The sequence below is a fragment of the Nesterenkonia suensis genome (assembly GCF_054782935.1).
On record NZ_BAAGRN010000001.1, the window covers coordinates 53,529 to 74,440 of the forward strand.

Consider the following 20,912-nt stretch of genomic DNA (forward strand, 5'->3'; position numbering starts at 1 on the left):
TTTCCCTGCCGTATCGCTTTTGTAAAGCCAATATGTCGAGGTGTTCAGTGAGTCTCTCCGGGTGGCTGAAGGACGTTTCACCGGTGGGAAACACGCGCGCACGATGAGGGAAACTCCGCGCGCCTAGCGTGGAGGCATGATGACAGCACTGCACCTCATGGAAGAGCAGGCCCTGCGGCACGACGGCACTGCGGGCGGGGGCACTGCCCCGGGACGCCACGCCGTCTGCCGCCTCGAAGACCTCGAACCGCTGTGGGGCGAGGCCGCGCTGATCGGCCGGGAACAGATCGCCCTGATCCGCGTGCCCGGCGACCGTGTCTACGCCGTCTCCCAGTGGGACCCGTTCGCGAAGGCCCACGTGATGGCCCGCGGCATCGTCGGCACGAAGGGCGGACGCCCGACGTTGGCCTCGCCGATCCACAAGCAGATCTACGATCTCGAGACCGGCGGATGCCTCAGCGAGGAGGGGCTCACCCTGCCGGTCTTCGCCGTCGACGTCGATGCCGACGGGGTCGTCCACGTGACAGTGTGAGCCTTCGGCCGCCGCGCACCGGGGCTGTGCTTCGGCACGGTCGCCGAGCCCGGCCTCCCGGAGGTGGTGTCGAGGTGGTGTCCTCGACGCACGTGTGCCCGCTGAGAGCCGCCGGGGCACGGAGCCGCCGGGGCACGGAGCCGCCGGGGCACGGAGCCGCCGGGACACGGACGCCTCAGACCGCCGCGGGCTCGGCCGCGGCCTCCAGCATCTTCTCGATGCTCCGGTGGCAGGTGCCGCAGCCGGTGCCGGCGCGGCAGGCGGCTCCGACCTCCTCGACGGTGGAGCTGCACGACGCCGCCTGCTCCACCTGGCCGGCGGTGGCCCCGGAACACCGGCACAGCACGTCCTCGGGGCCGAGCTCGGCCTCCTTCGTGGCGTGCTCTGCGGCCAGCAGGGCCGTGCGATCCGCCACCGGCAGCGTGCCGCGGGTGCAGTGCAGCGCGAGCTCCGCGGCTGAGCGCGGCATCCCCACGGCGACGAAGCCCAGCAGCCGCTCGCCGTCAGTGACGATCCGCAGGTACTGCCCAGCCTGGGGATCCGCCCAGGTGGACACCGCCGGGGACTCCGGATCCCAAGGGTCGACGGCGGTGTCCCCGGCGCACGCGACGGAGAGGGTCTTCGACTTCACCAGGATCACGTCCAGGGTCTGCGGGGCAGGCCCCTCCGTCGATGTGCGCAGGTCCACGGGGCGGCCGGAGGCATCACGTTCCACAGAGGTGGCCAGTCCCAGGTCAGCACGGATCGCACCGGCGGCGGCCTCAGCCTGCTCCCAGCCGGGGCCGATGAGCCCGCTGGGGTCGCGGCCCTCGACGGCGGCGCAGTCGCCCACGGCGAAGACGAGGGGATCCCCGGTGCTGCGAGACTGTCGGTCCACCACGATGCCCCAGGCGGTGGGCAGTCCGGCATCAGAGGCCAGCTCGTCCCGGGGGCGGACTCCGGTGCAGGTGATCAGCAGGGAAGTCTCGATCTTCTCGCCCAGCGAGGTCCTCACCGCGGAGAGTCGACCGTCGTCGGAGACCACGGTGTTCACATCGCAGGCGGAGCGCACGTCCACGCCGGCGTCCAGCAGCTGGCGGCGCAGCAGCATCCCGGAGTCGGTGTCGATCTGCCGGCCCATCGGCACGGTGCCGCGGTGCAGCAGCGTCACCTCACCGCCCACCTCGGCGATGGCCAACGCCGCTTCAACCCCGAGGACACCGCCGCCGAGCACCACCACCGGTTCCCGGCGTCGGACGATCTGCAGGATGTGACGGGCGTCGTCGAGGTCGCGCAGGGCCATCACACCGGTGGGGTAGCGCCGCGGCTCCTCCGACCCCGCCCCCGGAGCGCGGGAGCGGCGTCCGGCGGAGCGGCCGTTGGCCTTCATCGTCAGTTCGGCATCGATGTGCCCGTCGCGGCGCATCTCCAACGTCATGCGGGGCACGGTCGGGGCGGCCCCGGTGGCGAGGACCAGCCGGTCGTAGTGCAGGATGCCGCCGTCGTCGAGGGTGATGATCCGGGTGGCGGTGTGCACTGCGGTGGCGGTGACCCCGCAGCGTACATCCACTCCGGCGTCGGTCAGCTCGGACACATCGGCCAGGGCGAGGTCCTCCGGGGTGGACCGGCCGACGCTGACGTCGCCGATCTTGATGCGCTGATAGGCGGGGACACGTTCGGCACCCACCACGGTCAGCCGCAGGTCGCCGCTGAGGACGTCGTCGCGCAGGTCCTCGACGAGTCGGGCGGCCACCGGGCCGAAGCCCAGCACCACCACATGCGGGACCGCGGATCCGGCACCCTGCTCGGCGGAACCGGCGGGGGACTGGGTGAGGGTCGACGGGGACGTCACGGGAGGGTCTCCTTCGCAGGTGCGGTCTCGGCACGTTCACGGGACGCTGCGGGACGCAGCCACACGGGGGTGTTCTTGAATTCGGGCATCCGGCTCTGCGGGTCGGTCAGCGCCCGGGTGAGCAGGTTCGCCGTGCCGGCGCCGGCGTAGTGGAAGGGGGCGAAGATCGTGTCGGTGCGGATGCCGGCGTCGCAGACCACCGTCGCGGTCATCGCCCCCTGGGCGTTGGCGATGACGGCCTGGTCACCCTCGTCGAGCCCGTGTTCCCGGGCGGTGGCTGGATGCACGGCCACGGTGGCCTCCGGGTGGGTGTCCAGCAGGGCGGGCACCCGGCGGGTCTGCGTGCCCGACTGGTAGTGCTCCATGTGCCGGCCGGTGGTCAGAGTGAGCTGCCCGGAGGCCGGTGCGGGGATCCTCCCGGGGGTGATGGCGCCCAACCGTGCCTTCCCGTCGGGGTGGGCGAAGCGCTCCAGGAACATCCGGGTGCTGCCGATGATCGGCTCCCCGGTCAGGGAGGCCTCGCCGCTGAGCATCGAGGAGGGGACCGGCCAGTACGGGGCATGGCCGGCGTCGATGAGGTCCCAGTCGAGCCCGGAGTAGTCGGCGGCGGCGCCGGCGGTGGCCCGGCGGATCTCGGCGAAGACTTCTGCCGGGTTCACGGGGAATCCGCCGGGGCGGCCCAGCCGGCGGGCCAGCTCGTGCCAGATCCACAGTTCCGAGCGCGGTCCGGAGTTCGGATCCGCGGACGACGGCGGCTCCACGAGCTTCCGACGGCGCAGCACCCGGCCCTCCAGGTTGGTCATGGTGCCGTCCTCCTCGGCCCACTGCAGCACCGGGAGCACGACGTCGGCCTCCTCGGCGGTCTCGGAGAGGAAGAAGTCGGCGACCACGAGCAGGTCCAGGGCTCGCAGGTTCTCCACCACCCGGCCGGAGTCGGGGGCGGAGATCGCCACGTTGGAGCCGTGGACCAGCAGAGCCTTCACACCGTCACCGTGGCCCATGGTGTGCAGCAGTTCGGCGGCGGGCCGGCCCGGCCCGGGGATGGACTCCGGGTCCACGTCCCAGATGCGGGCCATGTGCGCGCGGTCGGCCTCATCGGTGATGGAGCGGATGCCGGGTAGCTGGTCGGCCTTCTGGCCCATCTCCCGGCCGCCCTGCCCGTTGCCCTGCCCGGTGAGGGTGCCGTATCCGCCGGCGCGGGTGCCGGGCAGCCCCAGCAGCAGGGCCAGGCTGATCGCGGCCCGGGCCGTGTCGGTGCCGTCCTTGTGCTGCTCGACGCCGCGTCCGGTGAGGATGTAGACGGGGTCGCCGCCGGCGCGCGCGGCCCGGGCGGCATGGCCCAGCCGACGGGCGATCTGGCGGATCTGGTCGGCGCCGACGCCGGTGACGGACTGGGCGCGCTCGGGCCACCACTGGGTGGCCGAGCGGCGGAAGGCCTCGAGTCCGGTGACCCGCTGGCTCAGGTAGTCCTCTTCGGCGAGCCCTTCCTCCAGCACCACCTGAGCCACAGAGAGCAGCAGCACCAGGTCACCGCCCGGGGCGGGGGCGACGTGGAGGCCGCCGCCGTCGGCGGTGAGCTCGGCGGTGGCGCTGCGCCGCGGGTCCACCACGATCAGCCCACCGGAGGCCTGGGTGCCCTCCAGGTGCTGCACGAACGGGGGCATCGTGTCAGCCACATTGGACCCCAGCAGCAGCACGGTGCAGGCGGCGTCGAGGTCCGTCAGCGGGAACGGCAGGCCGCGGTCCAGCCCGAAGGCCAGCGTGGAGGCCTTCGAGGCTGAGGACATGCAGAACCGGCCGTTGTAGTCGATCTGCGCGGTGCCCACAGCCACCCGGGCGAACTTCCCCAGCGCGTAGGTCTTCTCATTGGTGAGGCCTCCCGAGCCGAAGACGCCGACCCCGTCGGGCCCGTGCTCAGCCTGGATGCGGCGGATCCCGGCGGCCACATGCGTCAGGGCGGCGTCCCAGGTGGTCTCGTGCAGCTCGCCGTCCTCCCCGCGCAGCAGCGGTGTGGTGAGCCGGTCCTGACGGCGGGTGAGCAGCTCGGCGGCGGTGTTGCCCTTGCGGCACAGCCGACCCTGGTTGGTGGGGAAGGACGCACCTTCCACCGCGAAGGTGTCCGGTTCGTCGGGACGTTCGGTGACGGTCAGGTTCATGGCGCACTGCAGGGCGCAGTACGGGCAGTGCGTCTGCACGGTCCTGCTCTGCGAGGTGCGGGTGTCCGCCGTCGTGGTCATCAGGGAAGCTCCTGCTCGAAGGGCCGTGTACCGGGTGCTGGGCTGTACGGCTGTACGGCTGTGCGGCTGTGCGGCTGTGCGGCTGTGCGGCTGTGCGGATGGGGAGCCGCCGTCTGCCGGGTGGTGCGGGTGCCCGGCCGTTCAGACGTTGGCCCTCGCATAGATTGTGCCCGGTCGCATGTAAACGGCCCATGTCAGTCCTGCAAAGCCGATGTAAGCCGCCGCGAAGCACCAGAAGGCGACGTCGAATCCGCCGGTGGCGTTGTGGGAGAAGTTCAGGATCTGCGGGATGGCGAAGCCGCCGTAGCCGCCGACGGCGCCGATCAGCCCTAGCGCGGCCGAGGCCTTGCGCTCGTGGCCGACCCGGTCATCCGGGCTCACGGAGAGTTTGAAGACCAGCGGGATCATCCGGTAGCTGGAGCCGTTGGCGATGCCGGTGAGGGTGAACAGCGTCAGGAACAGCAACAGGTAGAGCCAGAAGCTGGCCATCGGCAGGGTGAGCACTACCAGAGCCGTGACACCGGCCATGAGGATGAAGCACAGGGCGGTGATCCGGGCGCCGCCGACGCGGTCGGCGAGCTTGCCGCCGTAGGGGCGGGCCAGGGAGCCGACCAACGGACCCATGAACGCCAGGGACAGTGCGGCGCCGAGGACCTGGAAGCTGGAGAACTCCGGAAAGGTCATGTTGATCAGCGTGGGGAAGACCGAACCGAAGCCCATGAAGGAGCCGAAGGTCCCGATGTAGAGGATCGCGATGACCCACAGGTGCTTCTCCTTCAGCGTGGACAGTGACCCCTTCAGGTCGTTCTTCGCGTGGGAGAGGTTGTGCATGTACTTCCAGGCGCCCCAGGAGGCCAGCAGGATGAAGGGGATCCAGAAGATCCCTGCCATGGGCAGGTTCGGCTGGAAGGTCCCGAAGGCGAAGGCGGTCACCACGATCGGTACGGTGAACTGGGCGACGGCGACGCCGAGATTTCCTCCCGCGGCATTGACGCCCAGCGCGGCGCCCTTCTCCTTGGCCGGGTAGAAGAAGGTGATGTTGGCCATCGAGCTGGCGAAGTTTCCGCCGCCGAAGCCGGCGGCCGCGGCGATCGCGAACAGCACCCAGGTGGGGGTGTCCGGGTTGCCGAGGGTGAAGGCCATAGCGGTGGTGGGGATGAGCAGCAGCAGCGCGGAGACGATGGTCCAGTTCCGTCCGCCGAACATCGCGACGGTGAAGCTGTAGGGCACGCGCAGGGTCGCGCCGACCAGCGGGGGCAGAGAGACCAGCCAGAACTGCTGGGAGGTCGTGAGGTCGAAGCCGACCTGGGGGAGGAAGACCACGGTGACGGACCACAGCTGCCAGACGGCGAAGCCCAGGAACTCGCAGAAGACGGACCAGATGAGGTTGATCCGTGCGGTGACCCGGCCCGGGCCCTCCCAGAACCTGCGGTTCTCGGGCTGCCAGTTGGTGATCCACCGGCCGGGTTCGACGACCAGGTGGTCCTCGGGGCCGGAACCGCCTGTCTGGGGGCGGGCGGGTGCGGTGGTGGGCGAACCGGAGGTGCCAGCGAGGGCGTCAGTCTCCCGTTCGGCGTCGGTGATGGGTCCGGTGCTGTAGGGCTGCGGGGTCATAGTGTCCTGCTCTCCTCCGCGTCGTGGCGGGCACATGATGGAACCTGCGTGGTCTCAGCCGGAGGGGTCGGGTCTCCCTCACGGTGGCTCCCAGGTTTCCAAGACGGTGTTTCGCCGGCGGCATCACCGAGTTTCAGGGAGGAAAAACCAGCCTCATCCGAGAGGATCCCGGCGGTGAGATGCCCCTGGGAGCCGACTCGCGGTCCCTGCCGGTGGCCGGTGGGGGATCGCTGCCGTCAGCACAGGCGGCCCCGCCATCGAGCGTCGAGGTCCTCACCGGATGCCTCGACGACGGCCTCGACGACGGCCTCGACGTCCCCTCCTTCATGCTGGGCGAGGATCTGGAGGACGAGGCTGTCGCGCAGGAGTGCTTGGCCCCTCAGGTCGCGACGCTCGAGGAGGTGGAATTCCGCGGACAGGTGCTTGCGACCCGGCCGCTCAGGTGTTCGTCGGAGCGAAGCTGCGGCGATGGGTCAGTAGCAGGACCGTCAGCAGGGCGGCCGGCAGCACCCAGCCGGACCAGCCCTGCAGGGTGGCCTGTCGGAGGTCGATCTGTTCGCCGAAGGACGTGAACCAGTAGGCCAGGATCGTGGAGGCGGTGATCATGGACTGTGCGAACGCGGCGGGCCAGACTGAGCCGGAGCGCATCCGCAGCCATGCCAGGACGCCGCCGATGATGACGCAGAAGACGATCATCAGGCCCATGGCCTGGAACACGTTCGCCTGGTCGTAGAAGAAGCCCACGGCCAGCAGCGGCGCGTACCAGAGCCCGTTGGCCACGCCGGTGACCAGCACGGCTCTGAACGTGCCCCAGCGCAGCTGGGCGCGCGGGAAGAACCAGCCCCGCCAGCCCATCTCGGCGCCGACGTGGAGGAACACCAGGCCGACGGCGGCGGCGAAGATCACCCCGGCTTCGACGATCAGACCGGTGGCGATGAACTCCGTCGGGTCATGCCCCAGCCGCTGGCCCAGGTCCTGGACGAAGACAGGCATGGACGGGTCGAAGGTGTAGACGCCGAAGAGCCCTCCCAGGGGAAGCGCAGCGATGCTGAAGACGAAGAACAGCAGGATCGCTAGGATCGACCAGCTGATCAGTCGAGATACCGGGCGGAGCGGGGTGATGCCCAGCGCGTCGGTGAGGCGCTGCGGGCGCAGCTGGGCGGTCTGGTCGGTGGCCCCAGATGGTGCCAGGTCGGTGGCCAGGTACCCGTAGAGCACCCGCGCCGACTGGCGCCGCTCCATGAAGTGCACGGCCACGGCGGCCAGTGCCGGGCTGAGCATGAACAGGTTGTAGAAGATGTCCAGCGGGGCGGCGAGCCGGTCCGGCGGATCCATCAGCACCAGCGGCAGGCCGATCAGCCAGCCCAGCGCCAGCGACAGGATGAGGAAGGTGCTCATCAGCACCAGGGGAGTCCGCGGAGTGGCCGGGGCGGTCCGCAGAGGGGCGTCGGCGGTGGGCTCCGCAGGCGCGGCGCCGCCGTCGTGCTGGTCCTCGGGGGTGGGCGTCCGGGCGTCAGAGTTCTGGTGCGGCATAGGAGGCCTCGCTGGTCTCACGGGTCAGGGGAAGGTGCAGTCCAGCCCCCGATGATACGGGTCCAGGCTTGACGTCCGGACGCCGGAGACCGCCCCTCCCCGGCCGATGCGCTGTCGGGGCGCACACCGCCGGGGAGGAGGGGTGAGGCTCACTCTGCCGGACGGCGAGCGATGAAGAAGAGGCGACGGAACGGCAGGATGGTCCCCAACGACGTCCGCGGATAGGCCTCGCGCAGGGCGGCCTTGTACTCCTCGGTGAACTGGGACAGCTCCGGCTCCGGCAGCGCCTGCAGCACCGGCCGGGCGGCGGCCGCCGAGATCCAGTCGAACACTGGGTCCTCGCCCGGAAGGACATGGTGATAGCGCGTCTCCCAGGCTTCAACCTCCCAACCAGGGCGTGCGACGTCAAGCATGTAGTCGACCAGCTCATGAGTCGGCTGGAGCAGCGATTCCTGATCGATGTGCGCCGCGTAGGGCTCGCGGGAGGCGAATTCGGCCAGCAGGGAGTGGCTCGGTGCGCTGAAGTTGCCCGGGATCTGCACGGCCAGGGCCCCTCCTGGGGCGACGAGGTCGAGGATGTGAGGCAGGACGTCGCGGTGGTCGGGGAGCCACTGCAGGGCGGCGTTGGAGACGACGAGGTCGACCGGTTCGGCGATCTGGAGGTCGCGGATGTCGGCGCGCACGTAGCTGATGCGATCGTCATCGGTGGCCTCCCGTGCACGCTCGAGCATCTCGGCGCTGGAATCCACTCCGGTGATCGTCGCGTGGGGCCACATGCCGCGGAGCACGGGCATGCCGTTGCCGGGGCCGCAGCCGAGGTCCAGGATGGAGCCCGCCTGGGGGAGGCGGACGCGTTGGAGGAGGTCGATGAAGGGCTGAGTGCGTTCGGACGCGTAGGTCAGATAGGCACCCGGGTTCCACTGGGTACTGGGCATGGGAGTCATTCTATGGAGGCATAGGGGGTGGGACCTGGGTGGCGGACACAATCCGACACCTGGTGCGGGTCGTCACCGGGGCGTCACACAATGCGAATGGTTTGCAATTGTCGGGAACTGGTCGTGATAATGATTCGCATGAATAGGAACGCACTCACTCTCACTTCCTTTGCCATGGCGTCCGCCCTGGTCCTCTCGGCCTGCGGCGACGACGATGCCCAGGGCGCCGACGAGGAGGAGCTCGACACCGCGACCGAGGAGAACGGCGGCACCGACGAGGTCGACTCCGACGCCGGCGCTGATGACGCCGACGAGGCTGACGCCGACGACGAACGGATCGAGCCGTCAGACCGCGAGACGCATGAGGCCGGCGGTCCGACCACGCGGCTGGCAGTGACCTATGACGACGGCGTCGCCGTGCTGGACGGTGCGACTCTCGACGTGCTCGGAGAGTTCGACGTCCAGGGATTCACCCGGGTCAACCCGGCGGGGGACGGGCGACACTTCTTCCTCACCGAAGGTGAGTCCTTCCGTCTGATCGACGGCGGCACCTGGGGTGCTCCCCATGGGGACCACAACCACTACTACACCACCGATCCGCTGCTGACCGACATCACCGTGGACGGCCCCGAGCCTGGTCACGTGGTCGCCCATGACGGCGTCGGCGCCCTGTTCTTCGATGGCAACGGTGAGATCCACACCTATGATCTGTCCTCGCTGGACGCTGAGGAGGAGATCGACGCCGAGGTGGCTGAGACCGAGGAGGCTCACCATGGCGTGGCTGTGGTGAACGCCGACGGCTCCCGCTTCGAGACCCTGGCTGACCGCAGCGGCGCCCGCTTCCTGGATGCGGACGGGGAGGAGGTCGCTCGCAGTGAGGAGTGCCCGGGAGTCCACGGCGAGGCCGCGTTGCCCGACCACTCGCTGGCCGTCGGATGCGAGGACGGTGTCCTGCTCTTCGACGGGGAGGAGTTCACCAAGCTGGAGACCGGCGAGGAGTACTCCCGGATCGGCAACCTGTTCGCCCATGACGAGTCCCCGGTGCTGCTGGGCGACTACCTCCTCGATGAGGACCGGGACGAGCCGATGACGGAGGTGGCGCTGGTCAACACCGAGACCGAGGAGATCACCCTCGCCGACGTCGATTCTGCCTACAACTTCCGCTCCCTGGCCCGGGGGCCGGAGGGCGAGGCGCTGGTGATCGCTGAGGACGGGCAGCTGCACGTCATCGACGAGGAGACCGGTGAGCATATCGACCAGCTCCAGATCATGGATGAGTGGACCGAACCGGAGGAGTGGCAGCAGCCCCGCCCGGCGATCCGGGTCGTCGACGACATCGCCTACATCACCGAACCCGACGCGCAGACCATCCACATGGTGGACCTGAACGAGCTGGAGATCATCCACGACGCAGAGTTCGACTTCGCGCCGAACGAGATCGCCGCCGTCGACGGCCGCCCGGTGGAGGGTGTCTCCGACGACTTCGAGGGCGAGCACGGCGACGAGGACGACCACGAGGATCATGACCACGAGGACGGCGACCACGACCACGATCATGACGATGACGAGGGTGACGGCCACGATCACGATCATGATCACGATGAGGACGACCACGACCACGATCACTGACGCGGTCGTCCCGGACAGGCTCGGGTGGTTCTGCCAGACCCGACACCGCTGACGGTGTCATGGACAGCGTCAACGGATCTCTCCTGGCAGGTGCGAGTTGAGGGTGGCGTTCCGTCCTTCGGGATTCTTGGGCGGATCCCGGAGATGACGGCGGAGCGCGCCACATCCTGAACAAGGTAGGTGGGCGGCGGCCCGGTCACAGAGCATCAGCTCTGGGCCGGGCCGCTGTTCTGTGCGGGGCGTCGTTCTGCCTGGGCCGGATCCTCAGTTCACCCTGTTCGTCCCCCTCGTGCGCGGAGGAATCGTCTCTCTGTTGCGGATCGTCTCTGGATTCAGCGACGATCCGCAACAGAGAGACGATCTTCTTCGCAAGGGGCGGCGTGGGTCTGGGTTCAGGTTTTCCACAGGTGGTTACATGACCGCACCGGGATGTCCGGCGTTTGTCTACACTGCCGAGAGTGAGCGCCGCAGGGAGCCCGGGAGGAGGCTCGTGCGGTGGACGGTGTGAGGAGGGGAAGGGAACGGATGGTCAGCGACGACGCACAGCGCCAGGGGTGGATCAGGTCCGTCACAGGAGGGCTGCTCATCTGCACCCTGGCCCTGGCAGGCTGCGGAGCAGACTCAGAATCGGCAGGGACAGTGGAACCCGACGGCGGCGAGTCGCCTGCGGAGGACACCGCCGGTGATGCGGGCGACGGCGAGGGGCCGGGCGACGACGGCTCAGGCGCGGACCGCGACGGAGAGGGCGCAGAGCCGACGCCGCAGCCGGCATCTTCGGACGGCCCGGGCGAGAACCTTCCCGTGCCCGAAGCCCCGGAGGAGGCCTACGAGGATGACCTGGACGGGGCAGAGGCGGCACTGCGGCACTGGTTCGACCTCTATGAGTTTGCCCGTGAAACCGGCGAACTGGATGAGATCGAGTCATTCACTCATGACGAGTGCTGGCCCTGTGAGGCTCACTTTGACGAAGTTGAAGACACGTATGCCGGCGATGGTTGGTATATCCAGGACTCATACGAGCTTGAGTTGGTCCAGCTGACTGAGCTCGATTCGGGGGCTGTTGGCGGGCCGTTCATCCTGCATGAAGGCGACTTCGAGGTGTACTGGGACGGGGAATACGAGCAGTCGACGGAAGGGGCCCGGGACTCCCTGTGGACCGCTCGTCTGGTTTACGAGGGAGACCTCTGGCAGGTAGCTTCACTCCGGTTCGAGATGATCGCCGACGGGGACGACGAAGACGGTCTGGGTGACGGCTGATGCTGTTTCGTCACAAACTGGCCCGCCATGGTGTGGGTATGGCCATGCTTGTGTCTCTGCTTGGTGGGGCCGGTGTACCAGCGGAAGCTGCACCGGATGAAAGCAGCGGCACACATGATCGTGGTGCCTCCATGACCGAGAATAATGCGAATGTCTGGATCGAGGAGACGGAGCCTGGGGCTGACGAGGAGCCGGGCCCTTCCGAGGAGCCCATCCAGGACGAGCACAGGGATACTGCGGCTCCGGCCCCGGAAGCGCCTTCCCCGCCGGAGTCACCCGGCGGCGGAGAAGGACGGGACTCACAGGCTCCTGATCCTTCGACGGATGCGCAGCCGGCTTCGCAGGAGGAGAACCTCTGTGTCGAGGGCGAGGTGGTCAATGGTGAATGCGTCGAGCTCGCCCAGCGCATCTGCGGGCTCCCGGGCCCGGTCAGCATGCCGACCTCTGAGGATCCGTCCGGCGGCCTGAACTTCGCGCCGACTTTCTGCCCGCCGGAGGAGGACGAGCCAGACCCTGAGGACGAGCCGGATGTGTCCGAGGCGCCGGGTGATGAGGTCGCCGAACCTGAGGAGGTCGAGGCGGAGGAGGCCCCGCCGCCTCCGCCCACGATCACCACCGCCGACTTCCTGGAGCTGCCCTTCGAGCCTGCCGAAGTCGCCTTCGAGCCCGACCTGCTCGGTTTCGGATATCTGAACCGGCACGTCAACATCTTCGCGGAGGTGGAGACGCAGGTGATCTCCGAGGAGATGCTCGGCTACGACGTCGACATCCGAGCTCTTCCGGCGCAGTTCCATTGGGACTACGGCGACGGGACGACGCGCACCACCAGTGAGCCGGGTGCGCAGTTGCCGGAGTTCGACTCGGCAGGATTCGAGGTCGACAAGACGGACACTGAGACGGTCACCTCTCATGCCTATGCCGAGACTGGGCGCTTCCCGGTCACCGTCGACACAGTGTTCCTCGGGGAGTACCGCATCGACGGTGGTCCGTGGATCGCCATCCCGGGCAGCGCCACCCGGACCTCCGAACCGGGAGAAGCGGACATCTGGCGGATCTCTGCACGGAACGTCTCCGGCCCCTGTGAAGATACCGAGGCATGGGGCTGCAACGGGCCGGTGGAGGTGGAAGAGGGCGACGCGCCCCCGGCCATCTTCGAGGACCAATATGACGACCACGGCACGTGGATCGGCCCCCAGGACTGACCCTGGACGGCACGCCCTCTCCGCCAGGCGCCACTCGCGCCCGAGTCCTTCACAACACTCGTCGAGGGTGCTCTGCGTGGATCCGGGCGATGATCTGCAGCGCCTCGAGGGCATCCCGGGGATTCACCGGCAACGGACCGCCACGCAGCAGAGCATCAGCCAGCAGCGTGTAGAACTGCGGATACTGGCCTCGCTCGGGCTCCACCCGCTGCTCCTCATGGCCGACGCCGAGGACGCCCCAGCTCGAAGTCCCTTCCACCCCGTACTCCGGATCGGTGACGGACCCGCCGCCCTTCAGGAAGTCCTCCTGGCCGTCCAGGTGCCACTTGGAGTACCCGGCCTTCGCACCCACCACGTGGAACCGGGGGCCCTTGCGCGGTGCCAGCCCGTTCATCCACAGGTGGGACACCGTTCCCGACTCATGAGTCAGCGCGACGAACACGTCATCATCAGCCACACCGTCAGGCCGACGCGTCAGCACTTCCGCCGACACCTCCGCCGCAGGTCCGAAGAGCTGCAGCGCCTGGTCGAGCAGGTGGGGTCCCAGATCGTAGAGGATCCCCCCGCCCTGCTCCACCGTAGACTCGGCCTTCCACGATCTGGCGAGCTCCGGCTTCCACCATTCGAACCGGGATTCGAAGCGATGCACTCGGCCCAGCCTGCCGTCGTCGATGAGTCGACGCAGCGTGAGGAAGTCGGCATCCCACCGCCGATTCTGGAAGACCGTGAGAGGGACCCCCAACTCGTCGGCGCGGGCGATCAGCCTGGCCCCCTCGTCCGGGTCGATGACGAACGGCTTGTCCACGACGACGGCGACACCGCGCTCCAACGCCTCCCCGGCGAGATCGACATGGGTCACGGGGGGAGTGCCGACGACCACCAGGTCGAGTTCGAGCTCCCAGAGCTGGTCGACGCTCGGGAGGACCCGGGCGTCGGGGTGCTCCTGCTGAGCGAGTCGGGCTCGCTCCGGGTCTCTGGTCACGATGGCGTCGAGACTGTAGGCCTCATCGGAGGCGATCGGCGGAGCGTGGAAGACCCGTCCGGCGGTGCCGTAGCCGACGATGCCGGTGCGGATCGGGGTGTTCACGGAATTCATGCAATGGACCTCACGTGTGGGGGAGCGGCGTGCGGCTCCCGTCTGAGTCGGACATCGGTGGCTTCGGCAGGCCTCGGAGAGGTCGCCCGTCAGGCGACTGCGGTCGCAGAGCGGATCCATTCCCTGGCCCGCCGAGGATCGGGCAGCGGCATGGAGGCCAGCAGCTCACTGGTGTAGTCGGTCTCGGGAGCGTTGAACAGTTGTGCGGTGGGGGCCTCCTCCACCACCTGCCCTGACTTCATCACATAGACGTAGTCCGCGACCTTCTTCACCACGGGCAGATCGTGGGTGATGAACAGATATCCGATGGACAGGTTCTCCCGAAGCTCGTTGAGCAGGTTCAGGATGCCGGCCTTCACGGAGACGTCCAGGGCGGAGACCGCTTCGTCGGCGATGATGATCGACGGCCGCAGCACCACCGCACGAGCGATCAGTACACGCTGCCGCTGACCACCGCTGAGCTGGTGGGGGAACCGGTCGGCGAAGACTTCCGGCGGGTTCAGATCGACCAGAGCGAGCGCCTCAAGGACCTTCTCCCGGACTGCTCGGCGCCCGCGAGCCATGTCGTGCAGCTGGACGACCTCCGCAATGATCTGGAAGACGGACTTCCGCGGGTTCAGCGCCGACATGGGGTCCTGCAGCACGCACTGCACATGGGACCGGAAGTTCAGCTCCTCCTTCCGGGACATCTCCGCCACGACCTTCTCGCCGAAGAGCACCTGCCCCTCGGTGGGTCTCATCAGCCCCAGCATGATCCGTGCCAGGGTGCTTTTGCCGCTGCCGCTCTCCCCGACGATCGCCGTGAAGTCTCCCGGCGCTACGGTGACGGACACGTCGTCGACGGCGAGCAGCTTCTGCCGCCCCGTGGCCTTGTTCCGTGCCACGAAGGACTTGCTCACCTGCTCGCTGCGCAGGGTGACGGCTACGCCGAGGTTCTTCCTGTCAGCGGACTTATCGGTGATGTTCATCGCGAATACCTGCCCACGTAGATCTCGTCGCTGTCATCGGCAAGGCTCTGCACACAGTGGAGCAGCTCCTGCGTGTACGGGTGCTGGGGTCGGTAGAAGATCTCCTCCGTGGTGCCGGATTCGACCACCCGCCCCGCATACATCACATAGATCCGGTCACACAGTCCGGCGACCACGCCCATGTCGTGCGTGATGAGGATCAGGGAAGTGTCCAGCGCGTCGACGCTGTCGTCCAGGGATCGCAGCACATGCCGCTGGACTGTGGCGTCCAGTGCCGTCGTCGGCTCATCGGCGATGATGATCTCCGGTCGCTTGGCCAGCGCGACGGCGATCAGCACCCGCTGCCGCATGCCGCCGCTGAGCTGGAACGGATACCGGCGGGCCACCTCCTCGCCGTGGGGCAGGCCCGCGAGCTCCAGGTACTCGACCACGGAGGACTGCGAGGAGTCGGGGTGGTTCCCCGCCGCCAGCGCCTCCTGCACCTGCTGCCCGCATTTCATCGTCGGGTTGAGGTAGGTGGAGGGGTCCTGGAAGATCATCCCGATCTGCTGGGCTCGCAGACGCCGCCGGGTCGCCGCCGGTGCGCCGACCATCTCCACGCCCCCGAACCGTACCGAACCTTCCACCTCGACCAGAGGCGACTCGGGCAGCAGGTCTGAGATCGCCCGGACGGTGACCGACTTTCCGGACCCCGACTCGCCGACGATGCCGACGCGCTCGCCGCGCCCGACGGTCAGACTGACGTCGCGCACCGCTTGGACATGGTGCCCGGGACCGGTCGGCAGACGGACTCCGAGGCCGGAGACCTCGAGCAGCGCCCCGTCAGCCGGTGATCCGGCATCTGGACCGTTCATAGGCATCGCAGCACCTCCTGTGTGCTTCGCATCTGCTGGCATCACTTCACCCGGCTGATCGTCGGGTTGAAGCTGTCATTGAGCCCGTCGCCGAGCATGTTCATCGCCAGCACCACCAGGAAGATCGCCAGTCCGGGGACGACCGTCAGCCACCAGGCCAGCTGCATGTAGGGCTGGGCGAAGTAGAGCAGCGCGCCCCAGCTGGGCACGTTCGCATCACCCAGGCCCAGGAAGGCCAGTGACGACTCCGCCAGGATCGCTCGACCGACGGTCATCGTGGTGGCCACGAGGATCGGGCCGAAGGCGTTCGGCAGCACGTCCGAGCGGAAGATCCGCAGCGAGGAGAACCCCGCCGCGAAGGAGGACTCCACATACCCCAGCTCTCGCACCCGCATGCATTCAGCCCGGACGACACGGGCCACCCCGGGCCAGAACGTCAGCGCGAGCACGATGATGATGATGGACAGGTTGGATCCGAGGATCGCCACGGCCACCAGCGCGATGATGATGCCCGGGATGACCTGGAAGAAGTCCGAGATGCGCATCAGGATCGCGTCCATCAGGCCCCCGTAGAACCCGGCGAGGCCGCCGATGACGATGCCCAGTGTCAGGCAGAGCAGTGCGACGGCGAGCCCGACGAAGATGGAGATGCGGCCGCCGAGCATCAGCCGGGCCAACATGTCCCGCCCGAGATGGTCGGTGCCCATCGGGTTCTCCGGGTTCGGCGGCTGGAGCACCGCGAAGCCGGTATGGGAGGGGCTGTGCCCGAAGGCCGGCCCGACCATGCAGACCGCGACGATGAGCGCCAACAGGGAGATGAAGAAGATCGTCATCGGCCGACGGAGGAACAGCTGCCAGGGGTTCTTCCGCGGTGCGGCAGTCTGGGCCGCACGCGGCGTGTCTTCGGCGTCGGTCGCCGTACCGTGGACCGTCATCAGCCCACTCCTTTCACAGAACGCAGACGAGCACGGATCCGGGGGTCGACCATGCCGTAGACCAAGTCGGTCAGCAGGTTGACGATCACGATGGTGACGGTGATGACCAGCAGGATGCCCATCACGACCATGTTCTCGCCTGCGTGGATCGAATCGAACAGCAGCAGGCCCATGCCCGGCCAGCCGAACACCTTCTCGACGACGACGGTTCCGGCCAGGGTGAACCCGAGGCTGTAACCGATCACCGCGATCATGGGGATCATCGCATTGCGCAGTCCGTGACGACGCAGGATCTCAAAGGTAGAGAGGCCTTTCGCCCGGGCGGCGTCGATATAGTCCTGCCCGAGCACCTCGATCATGCTGGAGCGCATGATTCGGGTGGTATAGGCGAGTTCGGCGACTGTCAGCGCCGCCAGGGGCAGGATCAGGTGATTCCACGAGATGCCCGACGTCCCGAAGGGACCGGTGCCCTGCGCCGGCAGCCATCCCAGGTGCACGGAGAACAGCAGGATCAGCAGCAGGCCGAGCCAGAAGTTCGGGATGGAGAACCCGGCCACGGAGAGGAACGAGATGGTCCCGTCCTTCATCCGCGAGCGGGTCCTCGCCGCATAGGCGCCGAGGACGATCCCGCCGATCGCCGCGATGATGGTGCTCGGCACGGTCAGGGCGAGAGTGTTCCAGATCCGGTCGCCGATCAGCTCGGTCACCGGGGACTGGTTCGCGTAGGAGTACCCCAGGTTGCCTTGAGCGATGTTCCACACATAGGTGGCGAACCGCTCGGGCAACGGGCGATCCAGACCGTACAGCTCGGTCATCTGCTGACGGAACGCCTCAGAGACCGGGACGAACCCGACCAGCGATTGGACCGGGTCGCCCGGTGCCAGATCCAGCAGCAGGAACATCACGACCACGACGGCGAAGATCAGCAGGAACGCCGATCCCAGCAGTCGGCTGACATACTTCACCCATCCGAGCACCATCACCGGCTCCCCTCAGTCGTCGGACAGTTCATCGGAGGTATCAGTCCTTGGCTTCCAGGGCGCTCCAGTCGAAGCGGTGGACGCTGGTGAACTCGTCGAGTCCGTCCCAGCGGTCGCCGCGGTAGACCTCGACATCGATGGCGGAGACCAGTGGGGCGGTGCCCATGTGCTCCCCGGCGGCCAGCTGTGCCTCGGCGAAGACCTCACGACGTTCATCACGGTCCGACAATGCGGCGGCGCGGGCGAAGGCGTCGTCGATGTCGTCCTCGCACATGCCCGTGGGGTTCGCGAAGGCACGGTCGGTGGGGTTGCAGACGTAGGCGCGGGCGACTCCGAGACTCGGGTCGGCGAAGTTGGCCAGCGCCTGCACATGGAGGTCGTAGTCGTGCTCGGTGTAGATGTCCTCCTGGGCGACGTTGGGGTCCTGGGAGACGAGCTCGACGTCCACCCCGATCTCGGCCAGGTTCGAGGCGATGACTTCGGCGGTGCCGGCGTAGGCCGGGTCGTCGTTGCGGTACTTCATCGTCAGGGAGAACCGGCTGCCGTCGGCGTCGGCGGTGTGGCCGGCCTCGTCGAGCCGCTCGGCGGCGGCCTCCGGGTCATACGGGAAGTCCTCGGTGAAGTCGACGTCGTCGTGCTGGGCCCACTCGACCTGGTTGGGGATGGGGCCGTGGGAGGGCTCTGCCGTTCCCAGGTAGACGTCATCGGCGATGGCCTGCCGATCGATGGCCATGTAGAGCGCCTGGCGCACCTCCGGTTCGTCGATGATCGGCTGGCGGGTGTTGAAGAACAGCAGCCCGGCCTGCGGCTGGGTGCGGACCTCCGAGATCCAGAAGTCGTCGTCGCCCTGGAACAGCGGCAGCTGGGAGCGCTGGAATCCGCTGGTGGGCACCAGGTCCACCTGGCCGCTCTGCAGGGCGAGGTTCCGGGCGTCGGCGTCGGTCATGATCGGGTAGACGATCCGGTCGACGTCGCCATGTTCACCCCAGTAGTCCTCGTTCTTGACCAAGATCACCTCGGTGCCGCTGTCGAAGGACTCCAGCTTATAGGCGCCGGTTCCGATGCCTTCCATGTTCGCGGGGTTGTCCACGACGTCGGTGCCCTCATAGAGGTGGGACGGGAGCATGACGTGGGCCGTCATGGACTCCACCAGTGGGCCGTAGGAGTCGGTCAGCTTCACCACCGCGGTGTGGTCGTCAGGGGTGAGGGTCTCATCGTAGAGCTCGGTGATCTCACCTCCCAGCGGGTGCAGCTCCATGAAGGTGTCGAAGTAGAACTTGACGTCCTGGGAGGTGAACGGTTCGCCGTCGTGCCACTGGGCGTCCTCCACGAGGTGGAAGGTGAACTCGGTGGAGTCCTCGTTGACCTCCCAGGAGTGGGCCAAGGCGGGAACCATGTCGAAGTCGCGGTTCAGGTTGACCAGCGGATCGTGGATGGCGCGACTGACGAAGCCTGCGGAGCCGTCGGTGGTCACGCCCATGTTGAAATGCGGCGGGTTGGTGGGCAGCGCGTAGACGAAGGTGTTCTCCTCTGAATCTCCTCCGCCGGCGGCTCCGTCTCCGCCCGTTCCGCCGTTGCCGCAGGCGGAGAGGGCGAGGGCTGCCGTGAGTGCCGTCCCGGCTATGCCGATGCTCGTGCGTCGTCCGAGTCGCATGAGGAATCCTTTGTTCTGAGTTGAGGTGCGAGGTGGGTCGACAGGAGTGGACCCGAGAAACAGAGACCGCTCTCTGTTGTGAGATACATTACGTGACTTCCAGGGAATGTCAAGGGTGGTGCCGTCTTCTGTGATGATGCTGATCCTCAGGAGGGCGGACTTCAGAGATCGCTCTCCATTCCGGGGGCATGGACGGGTGCCGTGGCGTCGGCATCGCCGCAGGGCGCCCCGGCGAGGCTCCGTGTCTCCCGGCCTGCACGGCGTTCCGGAGTCTCGGACACGCCGGGCCTGCCACGGAGCTGACCACCCCGATAGTCTTCTGCCCATGGGTCAGTCACGGGTCACCATCAATGATGTCGCCGCAGAAGCCGGTGTCTCGCGCGCGGCCGCGGCGCGGGCTCTGGGCGGATACGGCAATGTGAGCCCTCGGAATCGCACCAAGGTGCAGGAGGCCGCCCGGAAGCTGGGGTACCGGACGAACCAGGTGGCGCGGAGCCTGACCACCGGGCGCACCCGCACGATCGGAGTGGTCGGTGCCGACATCGAGAACCCCTTCTTCGCCCGCGCGATGCGAGGCATCGGTGACGTGGCGCGTGAGCACGGCTTCGGGGCCATCCTGATGAACACGGATGAGGACATCAGGCTCGAGCGGGAGGCCGTCCATCTGCTCCAGCAGCATCAGGTCGAGGGGATCATCATCGCGGTCACGAACAATCGAGATGTCGAGCACCTGGCCGATGCGGTCATCTCCGGCACTCCGGTGGTGCTGCTCGATCGAGTCATCGACGGCCTGGCCGCCAGTGCGGTCATGATCGACAACGTGGCCACCGCTCGTGAGGCGGTGGGTCATCTGCTCGACAGCGGGCACCGCCGCATCGGGATCGTGGCCGAGCTGGGGAATCCGTTCGAGGCGCAGTGGGAGCAGACGATCCTGGGGGAGCCGACGGTCGATGCGAACATGCTCAACCCCAGCGGTGCGCGTCTGCTGGGCTACCTGGAGGCCCATCTGCGGCGCGGTGTTGCGATCGACCCGCGCCTGGTGCTGCGCACCGGGGCGTACTCGGGGAGCGCGGCGCGCCGTATGACGGTGGCCGCCCTGCAGGCGCAGGAACCTCCGACGGCGATCTTCGCGGTGGACAACCTGATGTCCACCGGTGCCTACGAGGGGATTCGGGAGGCCGGGGCCTCGATCCCGGAGGAGGTCTCCTTCCTGGCCTTCGACGATCTCGACTGGATGAGCTATGTCTCCCCGGCGATCAGCACGGTGCGGCAGCCCATCCATGAGATGGGTGCGGAAGCTGCGCGCCTTCTGCTGGCCCGGCTGGAGGATCCTGCGCTCTCCACGCAGCGGCGCATCCTGTCCACGGAGTTGGTCATCCGTGAGTCCACTCGCTCCGTCCTGAACTGAGACCGAGCTCCGAATGATCCTGAGGTCGACACGCCGTGCCATGTCGCCTTCTCCGCCGATTCTTCGCTACTGGCCTGTTGACGCTCTCTTCTGGGGGAGGTAATCTCACGTCAGAACTGAGACCGGTATCAATCTAGTTCTGTGAAGGTCGTCGCAGGCCTTCCTCACATTCAACGCATGCCACCGCCGTACACCAAGGAGTTGAGTCCGTGCTCGGCACGGGCAGCCGGTGCGGCAGGCACAGAGA

Annotated in this window: 16 protein-coding genes; 5 read left to right on the top strand and 11 right to left on the bottom strand. The window is 67.8% G+C overall.

From position 1 onward, the window contains the following. The first annotated feature begins 136 nt into the window (after window positions 1-136). On the top strand, window positions 137-532 hold the full coding sequence (gene nirD / locus ACYVKI_RS00210; protein WP_460688335.1) for a nitrite reductase small subunit NirD: 396 nt from the start codon (window positions 137-139) through the stop codon (window positions 530-532). A 175-nt stretch (window positions 533-707) separates the two neighbouring features. Here nirD and ACYVKI_RS00215 read toward each other — a convergent pair whose 3' ends face one another. The 5 genes from ACYVKI_RS00215 to ACYVKI_RS00235 form a co-directional block, all read right to left on the bottom strand. Further along, window positions 708-2,363 (bottom strand): FAD-dependent oxidoreductase, encoded by a 1,656-nt coding sequence (locus ACYVKI_RS00215; RefSeq protein WP_460688336.1) that lies wholly within the window; start codon window positions 2,361-2,363, stop codon window positions 708-710. Beyond that, entirely contained in the window at window positions 2,360-4,600 is a 2,241-nt protein-coding gene (locus tag ACYVKI_RS00220; protein WP_460688337.1) for a molybdopterin oxidoreductase family protein, read from the bottom strand. The genes ACYVKI_RS00215 and ACYVKI_RS00220 overlap by 4 nt, the downstream gene beginning before the upstream one ends. A gap of 141 nt (window positions 4,601-4,741) precedes the next feature. Continuing rightward, complete coding sequence (locus ACYVKI_RS00225; protein ID WP_460688338.1) at window positions 4,742-6,214, bottom strand: MFS transporter; 1,473 nt, start codon at window positions 6,212-6,214, stop codon at window positions 4,742-4,744. Between the two features lie 438 nt (window positions 6,215-6,652). After that, a complete protein-coding gene (locus ACYVKI_RS00230) occupies window positions 6,653-7,747 on the bottom strand; it encodes a lysostaphin resistance A-like protein (protein WP_460688339.1) in 1,095 nt (364 codons plus the stop codon). Between the two features lie 149 nt (window positions 7,748-7,896). Further along, window positions 7,897-8,682: a methyltransferase domain-containing protein gene (locus ACYVKI_RS00235; protein ID WP_460688340.1), complete on the bottom strand. Its 786-nt coding sequence runs from the start codon at window positions 8,680-8,682 to the stop codon at window positions 7,897-7,899. Between the two features lie 174 nt (window positions 8,683-8,856). Here ACYVKI_RS00235 and ACYVKI_RS00240 point away from each other — a divergent pair, with 174 nt between their 5' ends. The 3 genes from ACYVKI_RS00240 to ACYVKI_RS00250 all read left to right on the top strand — a co-directional run bounded on the left by ACYVKI_RS00240 (window position 8,857) and on the right by ACYVKI_RS00250 (window position 12,770). Continuing rightward, on the top strand, window positions 8,857-10,311 hold the full coding sequence (locus ACYVKI_RS00240) for a hypothetical protein (protein WP_460688341.1): 1,455 nt from the start codon (window positions 8,857-8,859) through the stop codon (window positions 10,309-10,311). Window positions 10,312-10,806: 495 nt separating this feature from the next. Continuing rightward, window positions 10,807-11,568 carry a DUF6318 family protein gene (locus ACYVKI_RS00245; protein WP_460688342.1) on the top strand — a complete coding sequence of 254 codons (762 nt, stop codon included), beginning with the start codon at window positions 10,807-10,809 and terminating at the stop codon, window positions 11,566-11,568. A gap of 131 nt (window positions 11,569-11,699) precedes the next feature. Further along, window positions 11,700-12,770 carry a hypothetical protein gene (locus ACYVKI_RS00250; protein WP_460688343.1) on the top strand — a complete coding sequence of 357 codons (1,071 nt, stop codon included), beginning with the start codon at window positions 11,700-11,702 and terminating at the stop codon, window positions 12,768-12,770. Window positions 12,771-12,819: 49 nt separating this feature from the next. On the opposite strand, the gene ACYVKI_RS00255 is transcribed toward ACYVKI_RS00250, so the two are convergent. The 6 genes from ACYVKI_RS00255 to ACYVKI_RS00280 form a co-directional block, all read right to left on the bottom strand. Continuing rightward, the gene (locus ACYVKI_RS00255) at window positions 12,820-13,866 is read right to left on the bottom strand and encodes a Gfo/Idh/MocA family protein (RefSeq protein WP_460688344.1); all 1,047 of its coding nucleotides are present in this window, start codon (window positions 13,864-13,866) and stop codon (window positions 12,820-12,822) included. 89 nt (window positions 13,867-13,955) lie between these two features. Further along, a complete protein-coding gene (locus ACYVKI_RS00260) occupies window positions 13,956-14,834 on the bottom strand; it encodes an ABC transporter ATP-binding protein (protein ID WP_460688345.1) in 879 nt (292 codons plus the stop codon). Further along, window positions 14,831-15,694 (bottom strand): ABC transporter ATP-binding protein, encoded by an 864-nt coding sequence (locus tag ACYVKI_RS00265; RefSeq protein ID WP_460688346.1) that lies wholly within the window; start codon window positions 15,692-15,694, stop codon window positions 14,831-14,833. Before ACYVKI_RS00265 ends, ACYVKI_RS00260 begins: the two co-directional genes overlap by 4 nt. A gap of 35 nt (window positions 15,695-15,729) precedes the next feature. Beyond that, the gene (locus tag ACYVKI_RS00270; RefSeq protein WP_460688347.1) at window positions 15,730-16,623 is read right to left on the bottom strand and encodes an ABC transporter permease; all 894 of its coding nucleotides are present in this window, start codon (window positions 16,621-16,623) and stop codon (window positions 15,730-15,732) included. After that, window positions 16,623-17,603 (bottom strand): ABC transporter permease, encoded by a 981-nt coding sequence (locus ACYVKI_RS00275; protein ID WP_460688348.1) that lies wholly within the window; start codon window positions 17,601-17,603, stop codon window positions 16,623-16,625. The genes ACYVKI_RS00270 and ACYVKI_RS00275 overlap by 1 nt, the downstream gene beginning before the upstream one ends. 40 nt (window positions 17,604-17,643) lie before the next feature. Further along, complete coding sequence (locus tag ACYVKI_RS00280; RefSeq protein WP_460688349.1) at window positions 17,644-19,257, bottom strand: ABC transporter substrate-binding protein; 1,614 nt, start codon at window positions 19,255-19,257, stop codon at window positions 17,644-17,646. Between the two features lie 325 nt (window positions 19,258-19,582). Here ACYVKI_RS00280 and ACYVKI_RS00285 point away from each other — a divergent pair, with 325 nt between their 5' ends. Continuing rightward, on the top strand, window positions 19,583-20,665 hold the full coding sequence (locus ACYVKI_RS00285) for a LacI family DNA-binding transcriptional regulator (RefSeq protein WP_460688350.1): 1,083 nt from the start codon (window positions 19,583-19,585) through the stop codon (window positions 20,663-20,665). Window positions 20,666-20,912: the final 247 nt, after the last annotated feature.

Excerpts from the sequence above, each read along its gene's own strand:
- ACYVKI_RS00270 (WP_460688347.1), bottom strand. The coding sequence starts at position 16,623 with ATGACGGTCCACGGTACGGCGACCGACGCCGAAGACACGCCGCGTGCG.
- ACYVKI_RS00265 (WP_460688346.1), bottom strand. The coding sequence starts at position 15,694 with ATGCCTATGAACGGTCCAGATGCCGGATCACCGGCTGACGGGGCGCTG.
- nirD (WP_460688335.1), top strand. The coding sequence starts at position 137 with ATGATGACAGCACTGCACCTCATGGAAGAGCAGGCCCTGCGGCACGAC.
- ACYVKI_RS00280 (WP_460688349.1), bottom strand. The coding sequence starts at position 19,257 with ATGCGACTCGGACGACGCACGAGCATCGGCATAGCCGGGACGGCACTC.
- ACYVKI_RS00240 (WP_460688341.1), top strand. The coding sequence starts at position 8,857 with ATGGCGTCCGCCCTGGTCCTCTCGGCCTGCGGCGACGACGATGCCCAG.
- ACYVKI_RS00220 (WP_460688337.1), bottom strand. The coding sequence starts at position 4,600 with ATGACCACGACGGCGGACACCCGCACCTCGCAGAGCAGGACCGTGCAG.
- ACYVKI_RS00255 (WP_460688344.1), bottom strand. The coding sequence starts at position 13,866 with ATGAATTCCGTGAACACCCCGATCCGCACCGGCATCGTCGGCTACGGC.
- ACYVKI_RS00285 (WP_460688350.1), top strand. The coding sequence starts at position 19,583 with ATGGGTCAGTCACGGGTCACCATCAATGATGTCGCCGCAGAAGCCGGT.
- ACYVKI_RS00235 (WP_460688340.1), bottom strand. The coding sequence starts at position 8,682 with ATGCCCAGTACCCAGTGGAACCCGGGTGCCTATCTGACCTACGCGTCC.
- ACYVKI_RS00275 (WP_460688348.1), bottom strand. The coding sequence starts at position 17,603 with ATGGTGCTCGGATGGGTGAAGTATGTCAGCCGACTGCTGGGATCGGCG.
- ACYVKI_RS00230 (WP_460688339.1), bottom strand. The coding sequence starts at position 7,747 with ATGCCGCACCAGAACTCTGACGCCCGGACGCCCACCCCCGAGGACCAG.
- ACYVKI_RS00250 (WP_460688343.1), top strand. The coding sequence starts at position 11,700 with ATGACCGAGAATAATGCGAATGTCTGGATCGAGGAGACGGAGCCTGGG.
- ACYVKI_RS00225 (WP_460688338.1), bottom strand. The coding sequence starts at position 6,214 with ATGACCCCGCAGCCCTACAGCACCGGACCCATCACCGACGCCGAACGG.
- ACYVKI_RS00260 (WP_460688345.1), bottom strand. The coding sequence starts at position 14,834 with ATGAACATCACCGATAAGTCCGCTGACAGGAAGAACCTCGGCGTAGCC.